The sequence below is a fragment of the Brevundimonas sp. UBA7507 genome (assembly GCF_002478355.1).
GTDB classification, from domain to species: Bacteria; Pseudomonadota; Alphaproteobacteria; order Caulobacterales; family Caulobacteraceae; genus Brevundimonas; species Brevundimonas diminuta_D.
In genome coordinates, this window is record NZ_DLNP01000013.1 from 451148 (window position 1) to 474152 (window position 23005).

Annotated in this window: 23 protein-coding genes and 1 tRNA gene; 12 read left to right on the top strand and 12 right to left on the bottom strand. The window is 67.2% G+C overall.

Going from position 1 to position 23005, the window contains the following annotated elements:
* Position 1 precedes the first annotated feature (1 nt).
* A complete protein-coding gene (locus B3D50_RS09665; protein WP_164917947.1) occupies positions 2-313 on the bottom strand; it encodes a hypothetical protein in 312 nt (103 codons plus the stop codon).
* 9 nt (positions 314-322) lie between these two features.
* Positions 323-508 carry a hypothetical protein gene (locus B3D50_RS09670; RefSeq protein WP_286950973.1) on the bottom strand — a complete coding sequence of 62 codons (186 nt, stop codon included), beginning with the start codon at positions 506-508 and terminating at the stop codon, positions 323-325.
* A 161-nt stretch (positions 509-669) separates the two neighbouring features.
* Between B3D50_RS09670 and B3D50_RS09675 the strand changes: the two genes are divergently transcribed.
* The 3 genes from B3D50_RS09675 to parE all read left to right on the top strand — a co-directional run bounded on the left by B3D50_RS09675 (position 670) and on the right by parE (position 6450).
* A complete protein-coding gene (locus B3D50_RS09675; protein ID WP_414632912.1) occupies positions 670-3018 on the top strand; it encodes an ATP-dependent helicase in 2349 nt (782 codons plus the stop codon).
* Positions 3015-4262 carry an O-antigen ligase family protein gene (locus B3D50_RS09680; RefSeq protein ID WP_286950974.1) on the top strand — a complete coding sequence of 416 codons (1248 nt, stop codon included), beginning with the start codon at positions 3015-3017 and terminating at the stop codon, positions 4260-4262. The genes B3D50_RS09675 and B3D50_RS09680 overlap by 4 nt, the downstream gene beginning before the upstream one ends.
* Positions 4263-4350: 88 nt before the next feature.
* Positions 4351-6450 carry a DNA topoisomerase IV subunit B gene (parE, locus tag B3D50_RS09685; protein ID WP_286950975.1) on the top strand — a complete coding sequence of 700 codons (2100 nt, stop codon included), beginning with the start codon at positions 4351-4353 and terminating at the stop codon, positions 6448-6450.
* A 47-nt stretch (positions 6451-6497) separates the two neighbouring features.
* On the opposite strand, the gene B3D50_RS09690 is transcribed toward parE, so the two are convergent.
* From B3D50_RS09690 to tig, 4 genes are all read right to left on the bottom strand, one after another.
* Positions 6498-7040, bottom strand: coding sequence for a cytochrome b (locus B3D50_RS09690; protein WP_286950976.1), 543 nt, complete (start codon positions 7038-7040; stop codon positions 6498-6500).
* A 105-nt stretch (positions 7041-7145) separates the two neighbouring features.
* Positions 7146-7787 (bottom strand): ATP-dependent Clp protease proteolytic subunit, encoded by a 642-nt coding sequence (locus B3D50_RS09695; RefSeq protein WP_003165321.1) that lies wholly within the window; start codon positions 7785-7787, stop codon positions 7146-7148.
* A 112-nt stretch (positions 7788-7899) separates the two neighbouring features.
* On the bottom strand, positions 7900-8805 hold the full coding sequence (locus B3D50_RS09700) for a hypothetical protein (protein WP_286950977.1): 906 nt from the start codon (positions 8803-8805) through the stop codon (positions 7900-7902).
* A gap of 102 nt (positions 8806-8907) precedes the next feature.
* A complete protein-coding gene (gene tig, locus B3D50_RS09705) occupies positions 8908-10251 on the bottom strand; it encodes a trigger factor (protein WP_286950978.1) in 1344 nt (447 codons plus the stop codon).
* 172 nt (positions 10252-10423) lie between these two features.
* Between tig and B3D50_RS09710 the strand changes: the two genes are divergently transcribed.
* On the top strand, positions 10424-11125 hold the full coding sequence (locus tag B3D50_RS09710) for an MBL fold metallo-hydrolase (RefSeq protein ID WP_003165324.1): 702 nt from the start codon (positions 10424-10426) through the stop codon (positions 11123-11125).
* 1 nt (position 11126) lies between these two features.
* Here the strand turns inward: B3D50_RS09710 and B3D50_RS09715 are convergent, their stop codons facing one another.
* A complete protein-coding gene (locus B3D50_RS09715) occupies positions 11127-11423 on the bottom strand; it encodes a hypothetical protein (protein WP_003165325.1) in 297 nt (98 codons plus the stop codon).
* A gap of 186 nt (positions 11424-11609) precedes the next feature.
* Between B3D50_RS09715 and B3D50_RS09720 the strand changes: the two genes are divergently transcribed.
* Entirely contained in the window at positions 11610-11843 is a 234-nt protein-coding gene (locus B3D50_RS09720; RefSeq protein ID WP_003165326.1) for a general stress protein, read from the top strand.
* Positions 11844-11920: 77 nt separating this feature from the next.
* Here B3D50_RS09720 and egtB read toward each other — a convergent pair whose 3' ends face one another.
* Positions 11921-14086 (bottom strand): ergothioneine biosynthesis protein EgtB, encoded by a 2166-nt coding sequence (egtB, locus tag B3D50_RS09725; RefSeq protein WP_286950979.1) that lies wholly within the window; start codon positions 14084-14086, stop codon positions 11921-11923.
* Positions 14087-14282: 196 nt separating this feature from the next.
* Between egtB and B3D50_RS09730 the strand changes: the two genes are divergently transcribed.
* Together B3D50_RS09730 and B3D50_RS09735 are read left to right on the top strand one after the other, a co-directional pair.
* Entirely contained in the window at positions 14283-14894 is a 612-nt protein-coding gene (locus tag B3D50_RS09730; protein WP_232464008.1) for a sigma-70 family RNA polymerase sigma factor, read from the top strand.
* A 59-nt stretch (positions 14895-14953) separates the two neighbouring features.
* Complete coding sequence (locus B3D50_RS09735) at positions 14954-15154, top strand: hypothetical protein (RefSeq protein WP_046654165.1); 201 nt, start codon at positions 14954-14956, stop codon at positions 15152-15154.
* A gap of 13 nt (positions 15155-15167) precedes the next feature.
* Here B3D50_RS09735 and B3D50_RS09740 read toward each other — a convergent pair whose 3' ends face one another.
* Positions 15168-16370, bottom strand: coding sequence for an acyl-CoA dehydrogenase family protein (locus B3D50_RS09740; protein ID WP_286950980.1), 1203 nt, complete (start codon positions 16368-16370; stop codon positions 15168-15170).
* A 76-nt stretch (positions 16371-16446) separates the two neighbouring features.
* Complete coding sequence (locus tag B3D50_RS09745; protein WP_286950981.1) at positions 16447-16752, bottom strand: SCP2 sterol-binding domain-containing protein; 306 nt, start codon at positions 16750-16752, stop codon at positions 16447-16449.
* A 198-nt stretch (positions 16753-16950) separates the two neighbouring features.
* On the opposite strand from B3D50_RS09745, the gene B3D50_RS09750 reads away from it, so the two are divergent.
* Positions 16951-17133 (top strand): hypothetical protein, encoded by a 183-nt coding sequence (locus tag B3D50_RS09750; RefSeq protein WP_286950982.1) that lies wholly within the window; start codon positions 16951-16953, stop codon positions 17131-17133.
* A gap of 23 nt (positions 17134-17156) precedes the next feature.
* Here the strand turns inward: B3D50_RS09750 and B3D50_RS09755 are convergent.
* A tRNA-Ser gene (locus B3D50_RS09755) sits at positions 17157-17248 on the bottom strand.
* Positions 17249-17500: 252 nt separating this feature from the next.
* Here B3D50_RS09755 and B3D50_RS09760 point away from each other — a divergent pair.
* Genes B3D50_RS09760 through B3D50_RS09775 form a run of 4 tightly spaced genes read left to right on the top strand, consistent with a single transcriptional unit; the run spans position 17501 to position 22264 of the window.
* Positions 17501-18931, top strand: a complete 1431-nt coding sequence (locus tag B3D50_RS09760) for an exopolysaccharide biosynthesis polyprenyl glycosylphosphotransferase (protein WP_286950983.1) — start codon at positions 17501-17503, stop codon at positions 18929-18931.
* Entirely contained in the window at positions 18931-20382 is a 1452-nt protein-coding gene (locus tag B3D50_RS09765; protein WP_286950984.1) for a lipopolysaccharide biosynthesis protein, read from the top strand. The genes B3D50_RS09760 and B3D50_RS09765 overlap by 1 nt, the downstream gene beginning before the upstream one ends.
* The gene (locus B3D50_RS09770) at positions 20379-21314 is read left to right on the top strand and encodes a glycosyltransferase family 2 protein (protein ID WP_286950985.1); all 936 of its coding nucleotides are present in this window, start codon (positions 20379-20381) and stop codon (positions 21312-21314) included. The genes B3D50_RS09765 and B3D50_RS09770 overlap by 4 nt, the downstream gene beginning before the upstream one ends.
* Entirely contained in the window at positions 21311-22264 is a 954-nt protein-coding gene (locus tag B3D50_RS09775) for a glycosyltransferase family 2 protein (protein ID WP_286950987.1), read from the top strand. The genes B3D50_RS09770 and B3D50_RS09775 overlap by 4 nt, the downstream gene beginning before the upstream one ends.
* A gap of 6 nt (positions 22265-22270) precedes the next feature.
* Here B3D50_RS09775 and B3D50_RS09780 read toward each other — a convergent pair whose 3' ends face one another.
* On the bottom strand, positions 22271-22972 hold the full coding sequence (locus B3D50_RS09780; RefSeq protein ID WP_286950988.1) for a hfsB: 702 nt from the start codon (positions 22970-22972) through the stop codon (positions 22271-22273).
* Positions 22973-23005: the final 33 nt, after the last annotated feature.

Below are 23005 nucleotides of genomic sequence, written 5' to 3' on the forward strand. Positions count from 1 at the left end.
ATTAGCCGCCCTGCGGTTCGGGTGCAGCCACCTGCGGCGGTTCAGAGGGGCGCGGCAGTTCAGGCGGCGCCGGGCGGTCCGGAACCTCAGGCAGGCGCGGCGTCGGCACATTGATGTCTACGTTTAATTCGGGCGTTGACGGCGCCGGCGCCCTTCCTCCGGCGAAGACGAACCAGGCGATCACCGCCACGGCGACGAGAAGGCCCCCGACGATGAAGGCCAGACCCGCCCCGCCGCCCTTTCGCGGCGCTGGGGCGTTGTTGACGGTGGTCTGATGGACGACGCGCTCAGGCGGGATATTGGGATCGGTCATGGCGCGGCCTCAGTCGCCGCCCGGCGCAGCCGGCGCCGAGACTTCAGGCAGCTTGACCTCGACATCGACATTCTTGGTGTCAGGCGTCCCGCCTCGGCCCAGAAGGAACCAGGCCAGGACGGCCACCACCACGACCAGACCGCCGACGATGAAGGCGAGACCGGCATTGCCGCCGCCGCTTGAGTTCTCCGCCATTAGATATCCCTTCCCATTGCTGACCCTGTCGTGTGCGAAAACGGCGCTCTGGCTGCACGGTTCCGGAAACAGCTTGCGCGATTAGACCTGACTTTGGCCGCTGTGCTGCTTATGTTCTCCCTTCAGATTCCGACGGGGCGACCGCCCCAGACGCCGCCCGAGTGCTTGCCCCTGTGACCGACCTGCCCGCCCCCCGCATTTCCGACCTCGCCCGCGCCCAGACTCCGCAAGGGACGGCGGCCGACTATCTGTCGGGTCTGAACCCCGAGCAACGCGAGGCGGTGGAGACGACCGAGGGGCCGGTGCTGGTGCTGGCGGGCGCGGGCACGGGCAAGACGCGCGTCCTGACCACGCGACTGGCGCATATTCTGGCGACGGGCCGGGCCAAGCCGTGGGAGCTGCTGGTCGTCACCTTCACCAACAAGGCCGCGCGCGAGATGCGCGAGCGGATCGGCCATCTGATCGGCCCGTCGTCAGAGGGGCTGCGCTGGCTGGGCACCTTCCACTCGGTCGCGGCGCAGATCCTGCGTCGCCATGCGGAACTGGTCGGGCTGAAATCCAGCTTCACCATCCTGGACACCGACGATCAGGAGCGGCTGCTGAAGCAGCTTCTGGAAGCGGCCAACATCGACACCAAGCGGTTCACGCCCAAGTCGCTGGCCCATATGATCGACCACTGGAAGAACCGCGGCTGGACGCCCGACAAGCTGCCGCCGGGCGAGGATTTCGCCAACGGCAAGGGGCCGGCGTTGTACGCCGCCTATCAGGCGCGGCTGGCGACGCTGAACGCCTGCGACTTCGGCGACCTTCTGCTGCACAACATCACCATTCTGTCCAAACATGCTGATCTAGCAGAGGAATATCGCCGTCGGTTCCGCTACATCCTGGTGGACGAATATCAGGACACCAACGTCGCCCAGTATTTGTGGCTGCGGCTGCTGACGTCCTCGACCGGCAACGTCTGCTGCGTCGGCGACGATGATCAGTCGATCTACGGCTGGCGCGGGGCCGAGGTGGACAACATCCTGCGGTTCGAGCGCGACTTCCCCGGCGCCAAGGTCATCCGGCTGGAGCGCAACTATCGCTCGACCAAGCACATCCTCGGCGCCGCCTCGGCCCTGATCGCGGCCAATCAGGACCGGCTGGGCAAGACCCTGTGGACCGAGGACGACAGCGGCGACAAGGTGCGCGTGCGCGGCGTCTGGGACGGCGAGGCCGAGGCCCGCCTGATCGCCGATGAGATCGAAACCGCCCGCAAGCAGGGTATGAATTACAAGGACATAGCCGTTCTTGTTCGCGCGTCATTCCAGATGCGGGCGTTTGAAGAACGCTTCCTGATGCTGGCCATTCCCTATGTCGTCATCGGCGGGCCGCGCTTCTTCGAGCGCGCGGAAATCCGCGACGCCCACGCCTATCTGCGCCTGATCCAGTCCGAGGACGATGATCTGGCGTTCGAGCGCATCGTCAACGTTCCTAAGCGCGGCATCGGCGACACCAGCGTCCAGAAGATCCTGCACATCGCGCGCGAGAACGGCGTCTCAGCCATGCGGGCGGTGCGTCACCTGATCACCACGGACGAACTTCAGGCGCGCACCCGCACGCCGCTGGCCAACTTCGTGCGCGATCTGGACCGCTGGCGCGACCTGATGGCCATGGGCACGCCGCACTGGCAGGTGACGGAGACCCTGCTGGACGAGAGCGGCTACACCGCCATGCAGAAGGCCGACCGCACCAGCGGCCAGACGCGCTTGGACAACCTGAAGGAACTGACCCAGTCGATGCAGCAATTCGAGACGCTGCAGGCCTATCTGGAGCACGTTTCGCTGGTCATGGATCTGGAGCGCCGCGACGAGAACGCCGACGGCTCTGGCTCGGTGCAGATCATGACCCTGCACGGCGCCAAGGGGCTGGAGTTCCCTCTGGTCTTCCTGCCGGGCTGGGAGGAAGGCGTCTTCCCCAGCCAGCGCAGCATCGACGAAAAGGGCGTGAAGGGGCTCGAGGAAGAACGCCGTCTGGCCTACGTCGGCGTCACCCGCGCCAAGCAGGACGCGCGCATCAGCTTCGCCGCCAACCGCATGGTCTATGGCCGCTGGACCTCTCAGCTGCCCAGTCGCTTCGTCGATGAACTGCCCATCGCCCACGTCGAGCCGCAGTCTGACACCGGCTATTACGGCGCCTCGTCCGGCATGAAGGAGGCCAAGAGCCGCTGGGACGACGCCCCCTCCTTCGGCGGCAGCTATTCCAGTCCCGGCTGGAAGCGCGCCCAGACCTATACTGCAAACCAGACGCCCAAGCCCGCCTATGCCCGCCGCGCGGTGATCGAGGGCGAAGGCCGCCTGATCGCCACGGCCGATCCCAAGGCGGCGTCCGGCTGGTCGCGCGGCGACCGGGTCTTCCACCAGAAGTTCGGCTATGGTCAGGTCCGCGCGGTGGAGGGCAACAAGCTGGTCGTGAGTTTCGACAAGGCGGGCGAGAAGAAGGTCATCGACACCTTCGTGGAGAAGGCGTGAGGGGGGCGATCGCCCCTTCACGTCATGATCCCGACGCTCCCACCCTGTGGGAACAGGCGGCGGCAGGCCTGATCCTGGCCCTGTTGTCCGGCGCCCTGCTCGGCCCGATCTTCGCGCCGAACCAGGAAGAGACACCAGTGCTGCGGCTGGTCTGGCCGCCGATCTATCTGGTGATCCTGGGGATGGTCGGGTTTCGCGCGCGGCGAATGGCGGCGGCCTGGCCCGCCTTCATCCCCCTGTTGCTGATGGTCGTCCTGGCGCTGGCGTCCAGCCTGTGGTCCCAAGCGCCGGATGTGACCGAGCGGCGGGTGCTGGCCCTCGGGCTGACCGGGGTCTTCGCCGTCTATCTAGGCGCGGTCTTTCGCGGGATCGCCCTGCCCCGGATGCTGACCGCGACGTTTCTGGCGTTGGGGCTATGCAGCCTGATCGCCGTCTTCGTCTTTCCAGGGTTCGGCGTCCACCATGCGGCCAACGCCGGCCTGTGGCGGGGCGTCTGGTATGAGAAGAACCAGCTGGGCATGGTCATGACGCTCGGCCTGATCGCCGCTTCGGCCCTGCTAGCCGCGCAGACGGACCAGCGTGACCGCCGTCTGGCGCTGGCCGCCCTGGCGGTCTGCACCCTGGCCCTGCTGGGGTCGCAGTCCAAGACCGCCCTGATCATGGCCATGCTGGGCGGCGGCCTGGTTCTGCTGTGTCGGCTGATCCGACGCATGGGGCCGGTGTTCGGCGTCATCGCCGTCTGGTGCATGGGCGCGGCCCTGGTCGGCGGCCTGTGGGCATGGAGCGAGTTCTCCGTCGAAATTCTGGCCCTGTTCGGCAAGGATCCCAGCCTGACCGGCCGCACCGAAATCTGGGACGCCATCGCACGCATGACCGAACGCAAGCCCTGGCTGGGCTACGGCTACAGCGCCTTCTGGCTGCCGGACTCCGAGCCGATGGAGTGGATCCGGCATGAAACGGGCTGGCGCGTGCCGTCCGCTCACCAGGGCTGGCTGGACCTGCGCGCCGAGTTGGGCTGGGCGGGCGTCGGCCTAGTCGGCGCCGTCGTCGCCGTGACCTCGGCGGCCGTTCTGATCCGCCTGACCGGCTTGGGACGGCGCGAGGGATACTGGAGCCTGGCCTGGCTGGCGGCCTTCCTGCTGCTGAGCCTGTCGGAAAGCGTGCTGATGAGACACCAGGATTTGCCGTGGACCCTATTCATGGCGCTGATGGCGCGTAATCTGATCCCGGACCGAGCGCCCTGATCCCTGATCCGCCGAGCTGACGCGGGCCTTGCCCCCGCCCTCTTCGAAGCCTACCAGACCCTGCCCCGAATCGCCGCAAAATGCCCTGATGGACGACCTGTTTTCCAATCTCGACGACGCCGAACCGGCCAAGCCCGCCGCCCCTGCGCCCGCACCCGCTGCGGCGACGCCTCCGGTCGCGCCCCAGCCGGCGCCGGCGCCCGCGCATGAGCCGAAGGTCGAGCTGACGTCCCACGCCAGCGCCGCGACGGCGGCCGCCACCGGCTATTCCGCGTCCTCGATCGAGGTGCTGGAGGGACTTGAGCCTGTTCGCAAGCGCCCCGGCATGTACATCGGCGGCACCGATGAACGCGCCCTGCACCACCTGTTCGCCGAAGTGCTGGACAATGCGATGGACGAAGCCGTCGCCAAGCACGCCAAGCTGATCACCGTCGATCTGGACGCCGAGGGCTATCTGTCGGTGCGCGACGACGGGCGTGGCATCCCGGTCGACCCCCACCCCAAGCACCCCGGCAAGTCGGCGCTGGAAGTCGTCATGACGGTGCTGCACTCGGGCGGCAAATTTTCGGGCAAGGCCTATGAGACCTCGGGCGGCCTGCACGGCGTCGGCGTCTCCGTCGTCAACGCCCTGTCGGAAAGCCTGGACGTCACCGTCTGGCGCGACGGGTTCGAGTGGCGCCAGTCCTTCAGCCGCGGCCATGTGCAGGCGCCGATCCAGCAGGTCGGTCCGTCGAAGAAGAAGGGCACCCTGATCCGGTTCAAGCCGGACGAGCAGATCTTCGGCGTCGGCGCGACCTTCAAGCCCGCGCGCCTGTTCCGCATGACGCGGGCCAAGGCCTATCTGTTCCGCGGCGTCGAGATCCGCTGGACCTGTGCCCCGGAACGCATCACCGACCAGACGCCCGCCCAGGCGACGCTGCACTTCCCCGGCGGTCTGGCCGACGCCCTGGCCGAGCGCGTGGGCGAGCTGGAAACCGTCACCCCCGTCTTCGCCGGGCGCGTCGAGCGCAAGGGCGAGGCCGGCGCCCTGGAATGGGCCGTCACCTGGTCGCCGATCGGCTTCGGCGATGCGGACAGCTTCATCGCCTCCTACTGCAACACCGTCTCGACCCCCGACGGCGGCACGCATGAGGCGGGCTTCCGCGCCGCCCTGGTCAAGGGGCTGAAGGCCTATGGCGAGCTGACCAATGAGAAGCGCGCCGCCCAGATCACAGCCGAGGACGTCATCGCCAATGCGGGCGCCCTGATCTCCATCTTCATCCGTAATCCCGAGTTTCAGGGTCAGACCAAGGACCGCCTGTCCTCGCCCGAGGGCGCGCGTCTGGCCGAGCAGCTGTTGCGCGACCCCTTCGACCACTGGCTGACCGAAAGCCCGAAACAGGCCAACGCCCTGCTCGGCTTCGTCATCGACCGCGCCGAGGACCGCCTGCGTCGCCGCAAGGACAAGGAAGTCCAGCGCGCCGCCGCCACCCGCAAGCTGCGCCTGCCCGGCAAGCTGTCGGACTGCTCACGGCAAGCCGCCGAGGGCACCGAGTTGTTCATCGTCGAAGGCGACTCGGCCGGCGGCTCGGCCAAGCAGGCGCGCGACCGCACGACCCAGGCCATCCTGCCCCTGCGCGGCAAGATCCTGAACGTCGCCTCGGCCACGGCGGACAAGCTGCGCGCCAACGTCGAACTGACCGACCTGATGCTGGCGCTGGGCGTACAGGCGGGCAGCCGCTTCAGCGTCGACGACCTGCGCTATGAGCGCGTGGTCATCATGACCGACGCCGACGTCGACGGCGCTCACATCGCGGCCCTGCTGATCACCTTCTTCTATCGCTCCATGCCGGACCTGATCCGTCAGGGGCGGCTGTATATGGCCCTGCCGCCGCTCTATCGGATTTCGGCCGGGCCGCTGTCGGAATACGCCCGCGACGACGCGCACCGCGACGAACTGCTGGCCACGACCTTCAAGGGCAAGAAGACCGAGATCGGCCGGTTCAAGGGTCTAGGCGAGATGATGGCCTCTCAGCTGAAAGAGACCACCATGGACCCGAAAAAGCGGACTCTGGCCCGCATCGCCCTGCCCGACAGCGAGGAAGAGATCGAGGATCTGGTCGAACGCCTGATGGGCCGCAAGGCTGAGGCCCGCTACAACTTCATCCAGGAAAACGCCCGCTTCGCCCAGGCCGACCTGGACGTCTGACGTCGCGACCCGCCGTCGCCCCCACGGTGACGGCGGGCTGAACCAGCCTAACCGATCATCCGGCCGACTGTGTCGTCCTTCCAGATGAAACGGTGGACCAGCACCATCAGGATGTGGCCCGCGATGGCCGCCAGCAGCACCCAGGCCAGCAGGCCGTGGGCGGCGTTGGCGGGCGCGGTCATCCACGGCGCCTCGACCCAGCCGCCCTCGATCAGGCGCACGCCGAACACGTCCAGCGGCTTGCCCGATCCATACTGCCGCAGCAGAGCCAACGCCGGAACGATCAGAATCAAGGCGTAGAGCGCCAGATGTCCGAGCTTGGCGGCCAGGCCCCAGAAACCGCCGCCGTGCGCCGGGCGCGTCTTCATGTTGTAGAGGCCCCACAGGGCGCGCACCACGATCAGGGTCAGCAGGATGACGCCGATCCCCTTGTGAGTCCCGACCCAGAAGGCTGTGATCGGCGCCTTGCCGACGATCTCCTTCACCGCCATGCCCGCGAACTGCCACGCCAGCAGCAGGGCCACGACCCAATGCAGCCCGCGCGTGACGGCGCCATACCGGAAGCCGTCGTCTCTCCACTGCGTCGCCATGAAGCGCGCCCCCTTTGCTGATAACGAGTCTCAAACACGATTCGAGGCGGAATCCGTCGCCGAATCCCGCCTCGTAAATTGTCGCAGCCGAAGCGCGTTTAAGGCTTAGGGAGCCTTCACGCCGTCGTCGTCGGCCTGGGTGCGCTTGTCATAGACGTGGTCGACGATGCCCCAGGCCTTGGCTTCCTCGGCGGTCATGAAGTGGTCGCGATCCAGGGTGCGCTCGACCTCTTCATAGGTGCGGCCGGTGTGCTGGACGTAGATCTCGTTCAGGCGGCGCTTGGTGGCGATGATGTCCTCGGCGTGGCGCTCGATGTCCGAGGCCGTGCCGCGGAAGCCGCCCGAGGGCTGGTGCACCATGACGCGCGCGTTCGGCAGGGCGATGCGCTGGCCCGCCTCGCCGGCCGTCAGAATCAGCGACCCGGCCGAGGCGGCCATGCCCATGACTACGGTCGAGACCGGCGACTTGATGTACTGCATGGTGTCGTAGATCGCGAGCGCCGAGGTCACCTGACCGCCGGGGCTGTTGATGTACATGCTGATTTCCTTCTTCGGGTTTTCCGATTCCAGGAACAGCAGCTGGGCGCAGATCAGCGAGGCCATGCCGTCCTCGAACGGACCGGTCAGGAAGATGATCCGCTCGCGCAGCAGGCGCGAAAAGATGTCGAACGACCGTTCGCCGCGGCTGGATTGCTCCACCACCATCGGCACCAGGTTGTTGGAGATGTAGTCGATCGGATCGCGCATAGGGTCTCTCGGATTCATGGCGCGCTTGAGTCGCGCCCCTTCACTTCAGCATATCGCGTTCGCTTCCAGCCTACGCAAGACGTAAAGCTCAAAGACAACTGCCTCAGTCAGCTTAACGATCCTGACGCCCTCGAACCACTTCGTCAGCGATACCGCGAGTCTGCGCTTGCAAGGTGAATCGATTGGGCGTCGCCCTATAAAGGGCCGCGAGATAATCTCGATCCCAACGCGTCATCTCAGTAAATTCTGTGGGACGATTAAATAGATTCAGTATGGTATCCTGCCCGGCAAGATCGCCATCCGGATTCACCTGAGCTAAGGCAATAAACGCTACATAGTCGGCCAAGGCGCTCATTCGAACAGCGCTTGTCTTGCTGAAATCTACGATCACAACTACGCGCGCCAGATCGTCACGTACATTAGTGCGGAGACGAGACGCCTCCCGCACAGCGTTTACCGGGTAGTCCTCCCCATCGAGACGCACGGCCAGATCGCCCGTATCGACATTAACCGGAAGGCTGACATGCCACCATCGGACAGGGGCGATTCCCTCCTGAAAACGGTTCAACGCAGCACTTCCTCGGTCGGTAGATCCGCGAGCTGGACGATATCCTCGTGGATCGTCCTTCACCAGAGCTTTAGCCATGCCAGCACCGTCGTCAGTACCGACGACCATCACGTCTACCTTACAGCCAGGCTCGGCGACATCGCCTCCTGCCTCGATGATGCGCAAGGCGATACGATCGATAATCGCCTGGGCATACCGAGGCGCCACATACGCTGTAGCCACACAAACCGGCTTGCTCCAGCGCGCCAGGGGGCGTCCAGCCGGCGGCGCCATATTGCTTTCGATGAAGGTATCGACGCGTGCGCGCAACTGGGCGTCGCGGAGGGTGGCGACCACCTCGACATCTTCAACCTGAACCGTATCGGGGCCAGAAGTCATCTGGGGTTGCGCCTGCGAGAGCTCGGAACCCGTGAGGCCGACCGCAAAGGCCATCATCGTCCAAAACGCCATCAACCTGAATCCTGAATCAAAAAAGGGTCCGCTGAAGCGGACCCTTCCCTTTTGCCGGACCGGCCGGGATAACAACAGTTACCGATCCGTAAGACGAGGCAATCAGCCCTCGTCTTCTTCCTTCAGCAGCTCTTCCTTGGTGATAGCTTCGTCCTTCACCTCGGCGACCGAGACGATCAGGTCGACGACCTTCTCCTCATAGATCGGCGCGCGCAGTTGGGCGGCGGCGTTCGGGTTCTGGCGGTAGAAGTCCAGCACCATCTTTTCCTGACCCGGATAGTTGCGGGCCTCGGCCATGATGGCGTTCGACAGTTCCTGATCCGTCACGCCGACGTTGTTGGCGCGGCCGATCTCGGCCAGGACCAGACCCAGGCGCACGCGGCGCTCGGCGATCTTCTTGTACTCGGCCTTCAGTTCGTCTTCCGACTTCTTGGCGTCGTCTTCCGGCAGCTGGCCGGCGTCCTTGTCGGCCGAAACCTGGGCCCAGATGCCTTCGAACTCAGCGTCCACCATCTTCGGCGGCAGCGGGAAGTCGTGGCCTTCGTCCAGCACGTCCAGCAGGGCGCGCTTCAGCTTGAAGCGGGCAGCGCCGGCGTATTGCTGGTTCAGGTTGGACTTCAGCAGTTCCTTGAGCTGGTCCAGCGACTCCAGGCCGATGCGCTTGGCGAACTCGTCGTCGATCTTGGATTCGACCTCGGCCTTGATGGCCTTGACGGTGACGTCGAAGGTCGCGGCCTTACCGGCCAGGTGCTTGGCCTGGTACTCTTCCGGGAAGGTGACCTCGATGGTCTTCTCTTCACCGACCTTGGCGCCCTTCAGCTGCTCTTCGAAGCCGGGGATGAAGCGGCCCGAGCCGATCACCAGGTCCGCGTCAGTGGCGGCGCCGCCGTCGAAGGCCTCGCCGTCGATCTTGCCCAGGAAGTCGATGGTCAGCTGGTCGCCGTCGGCGGCCTTGACCGTCTTGCCCTTCTTGTCCTCGTAGGACTTGGCCTGCGAGGCCAGTTCCTTCAGCGCCTCGTCCAGATCCTCGTCCGAGGCCTCATAGGTCGGGCGGGTCAGCTTCAGGGTCTTGGGGTCGACCGGGGTGAATTCCGGCATGACTTCCAGCGACATTTCATAGGCCAGATCTTCCTGGCCGGCGATGACCTTGTCCATGTCCGAGGTCAGCTTCATCTCGGCCGGCGCGGCCGGGCGGATCTTCAGCTCTTCCAGGGCGCCCTGGCTGGTTTCGTTCAGCGAGGCGTTGATGATTTCGCCCATGAAGTCACGGCCGAAGGTCTTCTTGACGTGCGAGGCCGGCACCTTGCCCGGACGGAAGCCCTTCAGCTTCATCTGGGGAGCCACTTCCTTGATGCGGGCTTCGAGCTTCTCATTCAGCTCGGCGACTGGAATGGTCACCGCGATCACGCGGCTGAGGCCTTCGTTCGACTTTTCGACGACTTGCATGGTCGGGTATCTGACGCTCTGTGGCGACGCCACGAAGGCGCGCGGTGGATAAAGCAACAGGGCCGCCCCTTTCGGGAGCGGCGCCTCGGAGCCCGCCCTTATGTCGAGAAGGGGCCGAAACGTCAACGCAACGCGGTTCCTTTGTGGGCATCGGCCCGCTATCTGATGGCCCATGAGCCAGCCTTCAGCCCCCATCGGCGTCTTCGTCACGCCCGTTACGCCGCTTCAGCAGAACTGCACGACGGTCTGGTGCACGCAGACGAAGAAGGCCGCCGTCATCGATCCCGGCGGTTCGGTCGACGCCATTCTGGGCGAGGTCGCGCGGCGCGGGCTAACGCTGGACGCCATCTGGATCACCCACGGCCACCTGGACCATGCCGGCGCCGCCGCCGAGATGCAGGAGAAGACCGGCCTCGACATCGTGGGTCCGCACCCTGAGGACCAGTTCTGGATCGATCTGATTCCCACGCAGGGTCAGAAGTACGGCTTGCCCGAAGCGCGCAGCTTCACCCCTACGCGCTGGCTGGACGACGGCGACGTGCTGACGCTGGGCGAGACGACGTGGGAGGTCTTCCACTGTCCCGGCCACACGCCGGGCCATGTGATCTTCTTCAATCGCGAGGCCCGCTTCGCCCAGGTCGGCGACGTGCTGTTTCAGGGTTCGGTCGGGCGCACCGACTTCCCGCGCAGCGATCATCAGGCCCTGCTGACGGCGATCACCACCAAGCTGTGGCCGCTGGGCGATGACGTCACCTTCGTGCCGGGACACGGGCCGCACTCGACCTTCGGGGCCGAGCGAAGGACCAATCCGTTCGTCTCGGATCAGGCGATGAAGGCGGCGCCCATCGCCCGGCCCGCCTCCGGGCCAGCCTAGTTCAGCGCGCGGCCAGAAGGCCGATCAGGACGCCGATACCCAGGGCATAGAGCGTCATGCGGATCGGCTCGTCGCGAATCGCCTCGCAGGCTTCCGAGCCGTGACGGCGCGCCCAGTCGCGCACCTCGGCCGCATCCTCGCGCACCGCCTGACGCAGGGGGCGCGGCCGGGCGCCCGCCGCCAAAATCTCATCGGCGGCCCCTTCAAGGCGGTCGCTGCGCGTCGAGCGGCCCTCAGTGATATCCTCAGGCGAAGGCGCGTTGTCGGCGCGGGCGATCGGGTCGTTGGAAACCGGCATGAGCTGAACTCCTGAATTCTGCACTCAGAGCCTCGATGAACCCGCCGGAATCGTCGCGGTTCCGCCCGCCGGACGACGCACGCAGCCCCCAATTGTCGAACAGGGTTTTAATCCTTTCTCGGAACCTCCGCGCCGGCGCCGGGTTCTCTTGCGCAAGCGCCACCGTCTACGAAAGGAACATCTGAAATGGCCGAAGGTCAGCCCACCCGCGGCTCCGGTGTTTCCAAGCGAGGCTTCGCCTCGATGGACCCGGAACGTCAGCGCGAAATCGCCCGCAAGGGCGGCGCCAGCGTCCCCAGCGAGAAGCGTAGCTTCTCTCAGGATCGCTCCCTCGCGGCCCAGGCCGGACGCAAGGGCGGCGAAGCGTCCCACGGCGCACGGAACAAGTCCGGGCAGGATACGGCGCCGCCGAAGCGCTGATCCTCGTGATCGACTTCAGAACTCTTCGACGGCGTGGGAAACCTCGCCGTTTTTCTTTGTCTGATGAAAGGTTGCGGTCAGCAGGCCAGAAGGGCCAAGGCCACGCGCGGAGCGTCGCTGACCTCGAAGGCCTCGATGCGCCAGCCGGCGGCCTCGGCTAGGGCGCGCACGCGAGCCTCGTCATATTTGCGCGAGTTCTCCGTGTGGATCGTCTCGCCCTGCGTCAAACGGAAGACCAGCTTGCCCAGCCGCACCGTCATGGGGCGAAGGGCCTCCAGATGCATCTCCATCCGCGCTTCAGCTTCATTCCAGACGGCGCGATGAGCAAAGGCGTCCAGGTCGAAGTCCGCGCCCAGGTCGCGATTTGCCCGCTTCAGAACATTCAGATTGAAACGGGCCGTCACCCCCTCGGCGTCGTCATAGGCCGCGATCAGGGTCGAGGGCTCCTTGATCAGATCGACGCCCAGAATGAACAGGGCGTCCGGCCCCAGCATGTCGCGCATGGCGCGCAACAGGGCCTCCGCCGTCTCCGGCGTCAGATTGCCGATGGTCGAGCCGGGGAAGAAGCCGACGCGCCGCCCCTGCCCTGCCTCGGACGGCAGCACGCCCAGATGCTCGAAGTCGCCGACGATCGGCAGCACCTTCAGAGCCGGATAGGCCTGCCTTAGGCGGACCGCCGCTTCTTCCAGCGCCGTGGGACTGATGTCGATGGGAACGTAGGCCGCCAGATCAGGAGCGGCGTCCAACACGATGCGCGTCTTCTCGCTAGCGCCGGAGCCGAGCTCGACCAGCACGGCGTCGGCGCCGAAACGTTCGGCCCAGTACGGGGCGACCCGGCGCAACAGGGCCGCTTCCTGCCGGGTCGGATAGTATTCCGGCAGGCGGGTGATGGCCTCAAACAACTCGGACCCGCGCGCGTCGTAGAACCATTTGGGCGGCAGACTCTTCGGCGATGACGCCAGGCCTGCGACCAGGTCGCGGCGGAAGGCCTCGTGTTCGTCGTCAGTCTCGTCGTATCTGGCGCACTCGCCAGCGTCGGCGGCGAGACGGACGCCTGCGAAGGCCCATCGCTGGTCCGGGTAGAAGAAGTTGCGATAGGTCGGCCGCGCATGTCCCGGCGCCGTGGCGGAGGCGCCGCCGCGCAGCACCATCTGATTGGCCATGAACTTGCCGTTGTACTCGGCCGCCGTGCCCTCGGTCGGACGAAAACCGGGGTAAGGGCCATAGGCGCTGGCGGTCCACTGCCACGCCTCATTGTCCAGGTTGGAGAAGGCGTCGGGGCGGGTGCGGGCGGCGTGCTCCCATTCCGCCTCGGTGGGCAGGCGACGGCCCGACCACCGCGCAAAGGCGTCGGCCTCATAAAAGCTGACATGGCGCACCGGCGCGGCCAGGTCGACCGGCCGTCGCCCCGTCAGCGTCATGACCGTCCAGCCCTGCCCTTCCGCTCGGCGCCAGTAGAGGGGCGCGGTCCAGCCGCGCGCCTGCACCGTCGCCCAGCCGTCGCTCAGCCACAGTTCGGGCCGCGCGTAGCCGCCGTCGTCCATGAAGGCCAGCCAGTCGCCGTTGGTCGTCAGATCGGCGGCCAGGGCGAACGGCTCCAGCCAGACGCGATGCGCGGGCCGTTCGTTGTCGAAGGCGAACCCTTCGCCCGAGGCCCCCGTCTCGATCAGACCGCCCTCGAACGCCTGCCAGCCGCCGCGCGCCGGTTGCAAGGGCGCCGTGCGCGGCTCGACATCATAGGCCGCCGGGTCCAGCGGCGACCGGGACATCAGATGCAGCAGGTCCATCAGGAACAGTTCCTGATGTTGCTGTTCATGGTTGAGACCCAGCTCGAACAGGTAGCGCTCCAGCCCTTCCAGCGGGGCTGAAACGTCGGCCAGGCGCGTCTCCATCCGCCGGTCGACCTCGGCGCGATAGGCCATGACCTCGGCCAGCGAGGGGCGCGTCATCAGGCCCCGCTCGTCTCGACCGATGCGCTCGCCGAGCGCCTCGTAATAGGAGTTGAAGACCTCCTTCAGCCGAGAATCGAATGGCTCATAGCCCGGCCTGTCCAACAGCATGGTCTCGAAGAACCAGCTGACATGACCGAGATGCCACTTGCCTGGACTGGCGTGGGCCATCGACTGGGCCTGCAGGTCTTCGGCTGATAGCGCGGCGGCCAGAGCAGGCATGACCGCGCGCACGCGGCGATAGCGTTCCAGATCCCCGGCGGCGCACGCCGGTCTGCGCTGCGTTCCGGCCATGTTTCCGCCTGCCCCTGGGTGAGTGTTCGCTGTGGTCACCCCGTAGGAATGCGGCCTGAGACGAGGCGGTTCCGCATGGCTGGAACCCGTCTGCGCGCGCCTTCACAGTCCCGTTCCACAGGAACAGTCGCAGCCAGGCGGCGTTCTGATTCGGTCCAACCGCCGACACGGCGCAGGTTTTTCAGGATCCCGACGCATGCCCCAGCTCCGCATGCCCGAGGGGCCGAACGCCATCGAGCCCCCGCCATCATCGCCCCCGATCGATCGGGCGCCGGACCTGGCCGATCCGGCCAATTGGCGCGCCATGCTGGCCTGCCAGATACCGGCGCTGCGGGCCTTCGGCTTTTCACTGGCGCGCAACCGCGCGGACGCTGACGATCTGGTTCAGGAGACCCTGGTCAAGGCCTGGGCCCACCGAGCGCGGTTCGAGACGGGGACCAATCTGCGAGCCTGGCTGTTCACCATTCTGAGGAACAGCTGGTACACCGGCGCGGCCCGCCGCCGACGCGAAGTGGCCGACGAGGAAGGCCGCCACGCCGCCAGCCTGACCTCAGAAGCTAACCAGGAATGGACCGCCGAGTTGACGGCGCTGCAACAGGCGCTGAACACCCTGCCGCCCGAACACCGCGAGGCCATCATCATGGTCGGCGCGGCGGGGCTCTCCTATCAGGAGGCGGCCGACATCGCCGGCTGCGCCGTGGGCACGGTGAAGAGCCGGGTCAACCGGGCCCGCCGCCGCCTGGCCCTGCTTCTGGCGCACGAACTCCCGCTCGACGGCGCAGAAAATAATGAGGGCGACGACAGCTAGGCGGGTGGAACAGAGGAACCCGCGAAAGGGTTCAATTCCCGATCTCAGGAGAGTCCGTCATGATGACTCCGCGACGCCCCCCCGCCCCCGAACCCACGCGCACAGACAAGCGCGGCCTCATGGATTGGCTGTTCGGCCGCACCCCGCCGCCGCCCAGCAAGGCCAGCTCCAACCTCTATCTGGGCGACATCGTAGACGGCGACTTCAGTTCGCCCTCGGTCCACCATCACCACAAACGTCCGCCCAGCGACGAGTTATGAGCCGAGCGACAGCCTAGCGTCCTGTCCGCGCGGCGTATTCCAGACGGGCGATGGTGCGGTTGTGCACCTCGTCCGGACCGTCGGCGATGCGCAGGGTCCGCACCATGGCGTAAAGCTCTGCCAGCGGCGTGTCGCCCGACACCCCCGCCCCGCCGAACGCCTGGATGGCGTCGTCGATGACCTTCAGGGCCATACGCGGCGCGGCGACCTTGATCTGGGCGATCTCGGACTTGGCGCCCTTGGCCCCGACCTCGTCCATCATCCAGGCGGCCTTCAGCACCAGCAGGCGGCACATCTCGATATTGGTGCGCGCCTCGGCCACCCTCTGCTCCCACACCGAATGCTCGGCGATGGTCTTGCGGAAGGCGGTGCGGCTGAGCAGGCGGTCGACCATCAGCTCCAGCGCCTTTTCGGCCGCGCCGATGGTCCGCATACAGTGGTGGATGCGGCCCGGCCCCAGGCGGCCCTGGGCGATCTCGAAGCCGCGCCCCTCGCCCGCGATCAGGTTGGAGGCGGGAACGCGGACGTTCTCCAGCACCACCTCGGCGTGGCCGATCGGCGCCTCATCATAGCCGAACACCGACAGCATCCGCTCGACGCGGAAGCCGGGCGTGTCGACCGGGACGATGATCTGGCTCTGCTGCTGATGAACGGCGGCGTCGGGATCGGTCTTGCCCATGACGATGGTCACGGCGACGTTCGGGTGCGCCATATTGGTCGACCACCATTTGCGGCCGTTGACGACATAGTGGTCGCCGTCGCGCTCGATCCGGGTCTGGATGTTGGTGGCGTCGGACGAGGCGACCTCGGGCTCGGTCATCAGGAAGGCCGAACGGATTTCGCCGGCCATCAGCGGCTTGAGCCACCGTTCCTGCTGGGCGGCGTCGCCGTACATGTGCAGGACTTCCATATTGCCGGTGTCGGGCGCGTTGCAGTTGAACGCCTCGGCTGACCACAGCGCCCGCCCCATCAACTCGGCGATGGGAGCGTATTCCAGGTTCGACAGCCCCGCGCCGTGCTCGCCCGGCAGGAACATGTTCCACAGCCCCTCGGCCTTGGCTCTGGCCTTGAGATCTTCCATCACCGGCGGCTGGCGCTTCGGATCGGCGCGGACCTGGGCGCGATACTCCGCCTCGCACGGCAGGACCTCCGCCTCCATGAAACGGCGCACCCGCTCGCGCCAGTGTTCGCCCCGCTCGCTCAGCCGGAAATCCATCTTGCGTCTCTCCCTACATGAAAACGGCGCGGCCCCGTCAGAGCCGCGCCGTCGAACATCAAGCCTCCGCCCGCTCTCAGCCCTTGAGCAGCGGCGCCAGCTTCTGGGCGATCATCATGTCGCCCGCGATCTTCAGCTTGCCCTGCATGAAAGCCATCATCGGGTCCAGACGGCCCTCGGCCAAGGCGACGAAGTCGTCCCACTTGATCGAGACGGTGGCGTCGGCCGGCCTGTCGTCATTGCTGACGGTGTTCGGAGCCGAGGCGCCGTCGATGAAGATCTTGCCGTCATCGCCGAAGTCCAGCTTCACGGTCTTGCCCAGACCCGAGTTTTCGCCGACGGCGGCGCGGATCTTGTCGGTGGCGAGGGCCAGATCGGCCATGTGCGTCTCTCCCGTTGAGAAGTTGAACCACACGCCTAACCCGCGCGCCGGGCGGCGCCAAGATCACGCAAGGGAAGGTCAGGCCAGGAAGCCCCTACCGCACCGGTTCCATCAACTGTGGTCCAGCTTACATGAGTTTGCGTTTGGTCCTGACGAGATGGCCTAGAAGTTGCGCGCTTGCATAACAAGGACTCGCCAATGACCCGTCTGCTCACTCCGGAGGAAGTTCGCCTGGACCAGTTGTGGCGCGAGCACTTCGGCCAGCCCCTGCCCATGATCGGCGCTCCCGAGGTCGCCCGGCGCATCCTGCGCCAGCACGGCGTCGCCGTGCGCCGCCCCAGCGACGCCAAGGCCGCCGCCGCTTTGGAGGGCCGCGACTGACTTCTGATTTTCAGAAAAAATTCTGGCGGAGACGGAGGGATTCGAACCCTCGGTACCCCTTACAGGGTACGACGATTTAGCAAACCGTTGCCTTCAGCCACTCGGCCACGTCTCCGGCAGGCCGCGTGGATAGCGAGTCGCGCGACGCTTCGCAATGCGGAACTGACGCCCTTTGTGTTAACCCGGCATAAGAGTGGCATGTGACACGGGGTTCCCACCCTATTTTGCTCGATATCGGGAAAAAGACTTGGCCATCACTCCTGCTGACACTCTGGGCTCTGCGACAGAAGGCGCACGCGCGAATCGCGCGGCGCTGGTCGAATCGCGCGCCCCGGCGGGGCGTGCGGGTCGGGCTCGACGCGGCCCCTTGCGGCCGGACGTCTGGCTGAACACCCGGCAGCGCGCGGCCGCGCGGCGGCGTGTCTTCTACTTCCGCGGCGTCGACATCGTCGCGTCGAGCTTCCTCTGCCTTGTGGCGATCGGCCGCATGAACGTCGGCGGTCTGTCGCACGTCACCCTGCTCGAAGCCGCGCCCATTCTGATCGGCGCGCTGATAACCCTGGGCCTGATGCGGTCGCTGGGCCTGTATCGTTTTGACAACAGCCGGGCGCCCGCGCGTCATCTGGCCGGGGTCGCCGCCGTGGCCGGCGTGGGCGGGGCGGTCGCCTGCCTGCTGGGTCTGGCCCTGCCCAATAACGAAACTCCGCTGGCGGAATACGGCTGGTGGGCGATCGCCTCCGCGGTGCTTCTGACCGGCCTGCACACGATCTGGCGGATGCTGGTGGCCCAATGGCGCAGCCGGGGCGACCTGACGCCCAACGTCGTCGTGGTCGGCGCCACCCGCCATGCCGAATCCCTGATCCGCGAGGCGCTGGACCGGCGCGACCTGAATATCCTTGGCGTATTCGACGATCGACTGGCCCGCACGCCCGACGCCCTGGCCGGGGTGCCGGTTCTGGGTGGGACGGACGCACTGCTGGAGCATCGGCTGACGCCCTACATCGACCGCGTCATCCTGGCCATCGACCCCAAGGCCGAGGCGCGCGTCCGCGCCCTGACCCATCGCCTTGAGGTTCTGCCCATCCCCCTGACCCTGCTGGTCGACCCCAAGGGCGCGGCCCAGCGGAACGAGGCGCTGGAGAAGCTGGCCTCGGCGTCCCTGCCCCTGCTGGGCGGCGCGGTGGACGGCGAGCGCCGCGCCTTCAACAAGCGCATTCTCGACATCATCCTGTCCGCCCTGGCTCTGGTCGTGCTCAGCCCCGTGCTGTTCCTGATCGGACTGGCCGTGCGGATGGACAGCAAGGGGCCGGCCCTGTTCCGCCAGCGCCGCCACGGCTTCAATCAGGAAGAGATCGTGGTGTGGAAGTTCCGCACCATGCGTCAGGAAGCCTCCGACGCCACCGCCAGCCGTCAGGTGACCGCCGGCGACGACCGGGTGACGCGCCTGGGCAAGATTCTGCGCGCCACTAGCCTGGACGAACTGCCGCAGCTGGTGAACGTGCTGCGCGGCGAGATGTCGCTGGTCGGGCCGCGCCCGCACGCCATCGGCATGAAGACCGGCGACGCCGAGTCAGCGCGTCTGGTCGCTGAGTACGCCCACCGCCACCGCATCAAGCCCGGCATGACCGGCTGGGCCGCCATCAAGGGTTCGCGCGGGCCGCTGCATACGGCGGATGAAGTGCGCGACCGGGTTCAGCTCGACATCGAGTACATCGAGCGTCAGTCCTTCTGGCTGGACCTGTGGATCATCGCCGTGACCGTTCCCGTGCTGCTGGGCGACCGGATGGCCGTGCGCTGATGTTCTGGCGGGGGGTGTTCGGCTACCTGCCGGCCAATATCGTGCAGGGCGTGGTCGGGTTTCTGACCATCATCATCTTCACGCGCCTGCTGTCGCCCGAGGATTTCGGGCGCTACGCCCTGGCCTATTCGGTGCTTACGCTGGCCCATGTGGCGACGTTCAGCTGGCTGGAAGCCTCCATGGCGCGGTTCTGGGCGGCCCAGTCCGATGAAGCCCAGATGGCCGAGCATTTCGCCAGCCTGTACCGCGCGGCCTTCCTGATCACCGCCGTCTTCACGCCCGTCGCCGGACTCGCCGTCTGGCTGTGGCCCATGCCGGACAGCTTCCGTCTGCCGCTGGCCGTGGCGCTGGCGGGGATTCCCGTGCGCTGCTTCCTGAAGCTGGCGCAGGAGCGGTTCCGCGCGGCGGGCGAGGTCGGCCCCGCCGCCGCCATCGACATCTGGAGCGCGGTCGCAGGGCTGGCCTTCGGCGTCGGCCTGGCCCTGCTGGGGATGGGAGCCGAGGCGCCGCTGGCGGGGATGCTGCTGGCGCCGCTGGCCGCCCTGCCCTTCGTCCTGCCCGCCGAACTGCGCGAAGCCCGGCGGGGACGGCTGGATCGCCAGCGGCTGAAGGCCTACGCCGTCTACGGCTATCCGATCGCCGTCGGTCTGGGGCTGACCGTGGTGCTGGCCTCGACGGACCGCTTCCTGCTGGCCCTGTTCATGAACGAGGCGGCGGTCGGCGCCTATCACGCGGCCTACAGCATCGCCAACCGGACGCTGGACGTCATGTTCGTCTGGCTGGGCGCGGCCGGGGCGCCGGCTCTGGTCATGGCGCTGGAGCGCGGCGGGCGCGAGGATCTTCAGGCAGCTGCGCGCGAGCAGGCCTCGACCCTGGTGCTGATCGGCCTGCCCGCCGCCGTGGGCGTGGCGCTGGTCGCGCGGCCGCTGGCCGAGTTCATGATCGGCGAAGACCTGCGCACCGTCGCCGCCTCGGTCACGCCGTGGGTGGCGCTGGGCGCCTTCCTGTCGGGGATGACGACCTATTATTTCGGACAGGCCTTCACCCTGGGCCGTCGCACCGGCTGGCTGCTGCTGGCCATGAGCATTCCGGCGGGCAGCAACATCATCCTGAACGTCCTGCTGATCCCGCGCTTCGGCGTCATGGGGGCGGCGTGGGCGACGGCGATCAGCTTTGCGCTGGGTCTGGCGGCCTCCATGACCATCGGGCGACGCATCCTGCCCCTGCCCGTGCCGTGGAACGCCCTGGCGCGATGCGGTCTGGCCGCCGCCGTCATGGCGGGAGTCGTGATGATGCTGCCGCCGATCGGAGGCTTCCTTGAGCTGATGCTGGACGCAGGCGTCGGCATGGTCGTCTACGGCGTCGCCGCCTACGCCCTGAACGCGGCGGGGGTGCGCGACCTGAGCGTGCGGCTGAAAGCCTTCCTGCGCGCACGGAGGCAAACGGCATGAGTCACGCCCTTCACCATGACAGTTCCGCATGGACCGAGGCCCAGCCGATCCTGTCGGTGCTGATCCCCTTCCTGCGCGACGATCCGACCGACCTGTTGCAGCGCCTGGACGCCGAGGCGCAGGCCCTGGCCGGACAGGCCGAACTGATCGTGCTCGACGACGGCACCAAGGACGCCGCGCTGACCGCGCGTCTGAGCGCCCTAATCAACGGCATGGCCCTGCCCGTGCGCCTGATCTCGCTGGACGCCAATCAGGGCCGTTCGGAAGGCCGCAACCGCCTGGCCCAGGCCGCGCGCGGCCAGACCTTCCTATTTCTAGACAGCGACATGCGGCCCGACCATCCGAGCTTCCTGAAGACGTGGGTCGATCTGGCCCGCGACGCGCGCCCGGCGGTGGCCTTCGGCGGCTTCTCCCTGTTGCAGGCGCCGCAGGACGCCCGCTTCGCCGTCCATCGCCACATGGCGGCGCGGTCCGACTGCATCCCCGCGGCCCAGCGCGCCGAACAGCCTGAGAAATACGTCTTCACCTCAAACCTGCTGGTCCGCCGCGACGTCTTCGATACGGAGACCTTCGACTCCGGCTTCAGCGGCTGGGGCTGGGAGGACGTCGAGTGGGCCATGCGCGTCTCGCGCCGGTTCGAGGTCGTCCATCTGGACAACCCCGCCACCCACATGGGTCTGGACACAGTCGAGGCCCTGGCCGCAAAATACGAACAGTCGGCGCCGAACTTCGCCCGCGTCGTGGCCCGCCATCCCGACTTCGTCTCGGCCTACCCCAGCTATCGCGTCGCCAAGGCGTTGAAGGCCGTGCCGGGACTGAAGGCGCTGCGTCCGCTGATCAAGGGCGTCGCCCGCACGACCGTCCTGCCGAACAGCTTGCGCGCCTTCGCCCTGCGCCTTTATCGCGCGGCGCTCTATGCGGAGGCGATATGAGCGCGCCCGACGTCGCCGTCGTCATCCCCACTATGCGCCGTCTGGACAGCTTGACGCGCGCCCTGCGCTCCGTGTTTGCGCAGAAAGACGTGGCGGCGCGCCTGCGCGAGATCGTCGTCGTCGACAACGACCCCGAGGCCAGTTCGCGCGAAACGGTCGAGGCCCTGCGGCCTGAAGCGCCCGCCCCGCTCATATGGACCCATGCACCGCGCCCCGGCGTCGCCACCGCGCGCAACACGGGACTGGCCGCCACCTCAGCGCCCCTGATCGCCTTCCTTGATGATGACGAGGCCGCCTCGACCGACTGGCTGGCCGCCCTGTTGAGCGCTCAGGCGGCGACCGGCGCCGACGCCGTCTTCGGCCCCATCCGCGGACGCGTGCCCGAGGGCACAGGCTGGACCACGTCTTATCTGGAGCGTTTCTTCGGCCGTCACGGACCGGACCGGGACGGCGTGCTGGATCACGCCCACGGTTGCGGCAACTCCCTGCTGGTTCGGGCCACAGCCCTGCCCGGCGACCAGCCTTTCCATGTCGGGTCGGATCAGATCGGCGGCGAGGACGACGTCCTGTTCGCCGCCCTGCAGGCGCGCGGAGGACGTTTCGCCTGGGCCTCCGACGCCTGGGTGGATGAGTTCGCCCCGCCCCATCGCGCCACCCTGCGCTACGCCCTGACGCGCGCCTTCGCCTATGGCCAGGGGCCCAGCCAGACCGCCGCAGAGGCGAAGAACTGGCCTGGCGTCGCGCGCTGGATGGCGGTGGGCGCGGCGCAGACGGCGGTCTGGGGCGCGGCGACGCTGGCGCTCAGCCTGATCCGTCACGCCAGCCGCGCCGACATGGCCGACCGTACGGCGCGGGGACTGGGCAAGATTCTCTGGATGAAGGGCTTCGAGCCGCAGTTCTACGGCCAACGCGAGCTGGAGCGACTGAAACGCGCGGCCGAGCAGGGCTAGTTCGGCTTAGCCGATGAATCGCTTGAGCAAGGCGGGCGGCTTCCACCTGGCCCGATTCATCACCACCCCGGCGATGCGGCCGCCCTGGGCGTCGATCTCGTCACGCAGGGCGACGGGCCCGGCCGCGTCGGTCGTCTCGGCCGCGACCACCAGGATAGTGGCGTCGGCCAGCGGCGCCAGGGTCAGGATCATGTCGCTGCGATCCGCCGCAGGGGCGTCGATGACCACAGTGTCAGCGTGTGCGCGCAAGCGGGTCCAGTAGCGGGCGTCGTTGATCGCCTCGGCGCGTTGACCGGCGCGCAGGATTTCGTTGTGGAACCGCGTGACGTAAAGGCGGCCGCCCAGGCAGGTCTTGGCCGTCATCAGCCGCCCCGGCGCCACGGGCCGCCCTTCGCGATCCCGCATCGGCGGCGTCACCGCATAGAAGGCCGATCCGTCCGGCGAAGCCTGAACCGCCGGCCCCAGTCGCCCGAAGCGGTCAGGCTGCGCCGCCACCTGCTCCATCTGCGCCTGTTGCGTCAGGTCGCCATCAACCAGCCAGGCCGGGCGACGGCCGCGCACGGCCGCCATGCGGGCGAACTCGCGCGCGACGGTCGAGACGCCCTCGCCCGTCTGGGCGGCGGCGAACAGGATCACGCGGCCGCGATGCGCCGGCGCTGGCCCCAGCGCCGCCCACAGTCCCGCCATTTCCGTCGTCAGATCGACCATGCGAATCGTTACGTGCGCCCTTTGACCCAGCCT

Excerpts from the sequence above, each read along its gene's own strand:
- B3D50_RS09780 (WP_286950988.1), bottom strand. The coding sequence starts at position 22,972 with ATGGTCGATCTGACGACGGAAATGGCGGGACTGTGGGCGGCGCTGGGG.
- B3D50_RS09735 (WP_046654165.1), top strand. The coding sequence starts at position 14,954 with ATGATGACTCCGCGACGCCCCCCCGCCCCCGAACCCACGCGCACAGAC.
- B3D50_RS09740 (WP_286950980.1), bottom strand. The coding sequence starts at position 16,370 with ATGGATTTCCGGCTGAGCGAGCGGGGCGAACACTGGCGCGAGCGGGTG.
- B3D50_RS09695 (WP_003165321.1), bottom strand. The coding sequence starts at position 7,787 with ATGCGCGATCCGATCGACTACATCTCCAACAACCTGGTGCCGATGGTG.
- B3D50_RS09690 (WP_286950976.1), bottom strand. The coding sequence starts at position 7,040 with ATGGCGACGCAGTGGAGAGACGACGGCTTCCGGTATGGCGCCGTCACG.
- B3D50_RS09710 (WP_003165324.1), top strand. The coding sequence starts at position 10,424 with ATGAGCCAGCCTTCAGCCCCCATCGGCGTCTTCGTCACGCCCGTTACG.
- tig (WP_286950978.1), bottom strand. The coding sequence starts at position 10,251 with ATGCAAGTCGTCGAAAAGTCGAACGAAGGCCTCAGCCGCGTGATCGCG.
- B3D50_RS09770 (WP_286950985.1), top strand. The coding sequence starts at position 20,379 with ATGAGTCACGCCCTTCACCATGACAGTTCCGCATGGACCGAGGCCCAG.
- B3D50_RS09765 (WP_286950984.1), top strand. The coding sequence starts at position 18,931 with ATGTTCTGGCGGGGGGTGTTCGGCTACCTGCCGGCCAATATCGTGCAG.
- B3D50_RS09720 (WP_003165326.1), top strand. The coding sequence starts at position 11,610 with ATGGCCGAAGGTCAGCCCACCCGCGGCTCCGGTGTTTCCAAGCGAGGC.
- B3D50_RS09700 (WP_286950977.1), bottom strand. The coding sequence starts at position 8,805 with ATGGCGTTTTGGACGATGATGGCCTTTGCGGTCGGCCTCACGGGTTCC.
- B3D50_RS09670 (WP_286950973.1), bottom strand. The coding sequence starts at position 508 with ATGGCGGAGAACTCAAGCGGCGGCGGCAATGCCGGTCTCGCCTTCATC.
- B3D50_RS09665 (WP_164917947.1), bottom strand. The coding sequence starts at position 313 with ATGACCGATCCCAATATCCCGCCTGAGCGCGTCGTCCATCAGACCACC.
- B3D50_RS09745 (WP_286950981.1), bottom strand. The coding sequence starts at position 16,752 with ATGGCCGATCTGGCCCTCGCCACCGACAAGATCCGCGCCGCCGTCGGC.
- egtB (WP_286950979.1), bottom strand. The coding sequence starts at position 14,086 with ATGGCCGGAACGCAGCGCAGACCGGCGTGCGCCGCCGGGGATCTGGAA.
- parE (WP_286950975.1), top strand. The coding sequence starts at position 4,351 with ATGGACGACCTGTTTTCCAATCTCGACGACGCCGAACCGGCCAAGCCC.
- B3D50_RS09730 (WP_232464008.1), top strand. The coding sequence starts at position 14,283 with ATGCCCCAGCTCCGCATGCCCGAGGGGCCGAACGCCATCGAGCCCCCG.
- B3D50_RS09775 (WP_286950987.1), top strand. The coding sequence starts at position 21,311 with ATGAGCGCGCCCGACGTCGCCGTCGTCATCCCCACTATGCGCCGTCTG.
- B3D50_RS09715 (WP_003165325.1), bottom strand. The coding sequence starts at position 11,423 with ATGCCGGTTTCCAACGACCCGATCGCCCGCGCCGACAACGCGCCTTCG.
- B3D50_RS09750 (WP_286950982.1), top strand. The coding sequence starts at position 16,951 with ATGACCCGTCTGCTCACTCCGGAGGAAGTTCGCCTGGACCAGTTGTGG.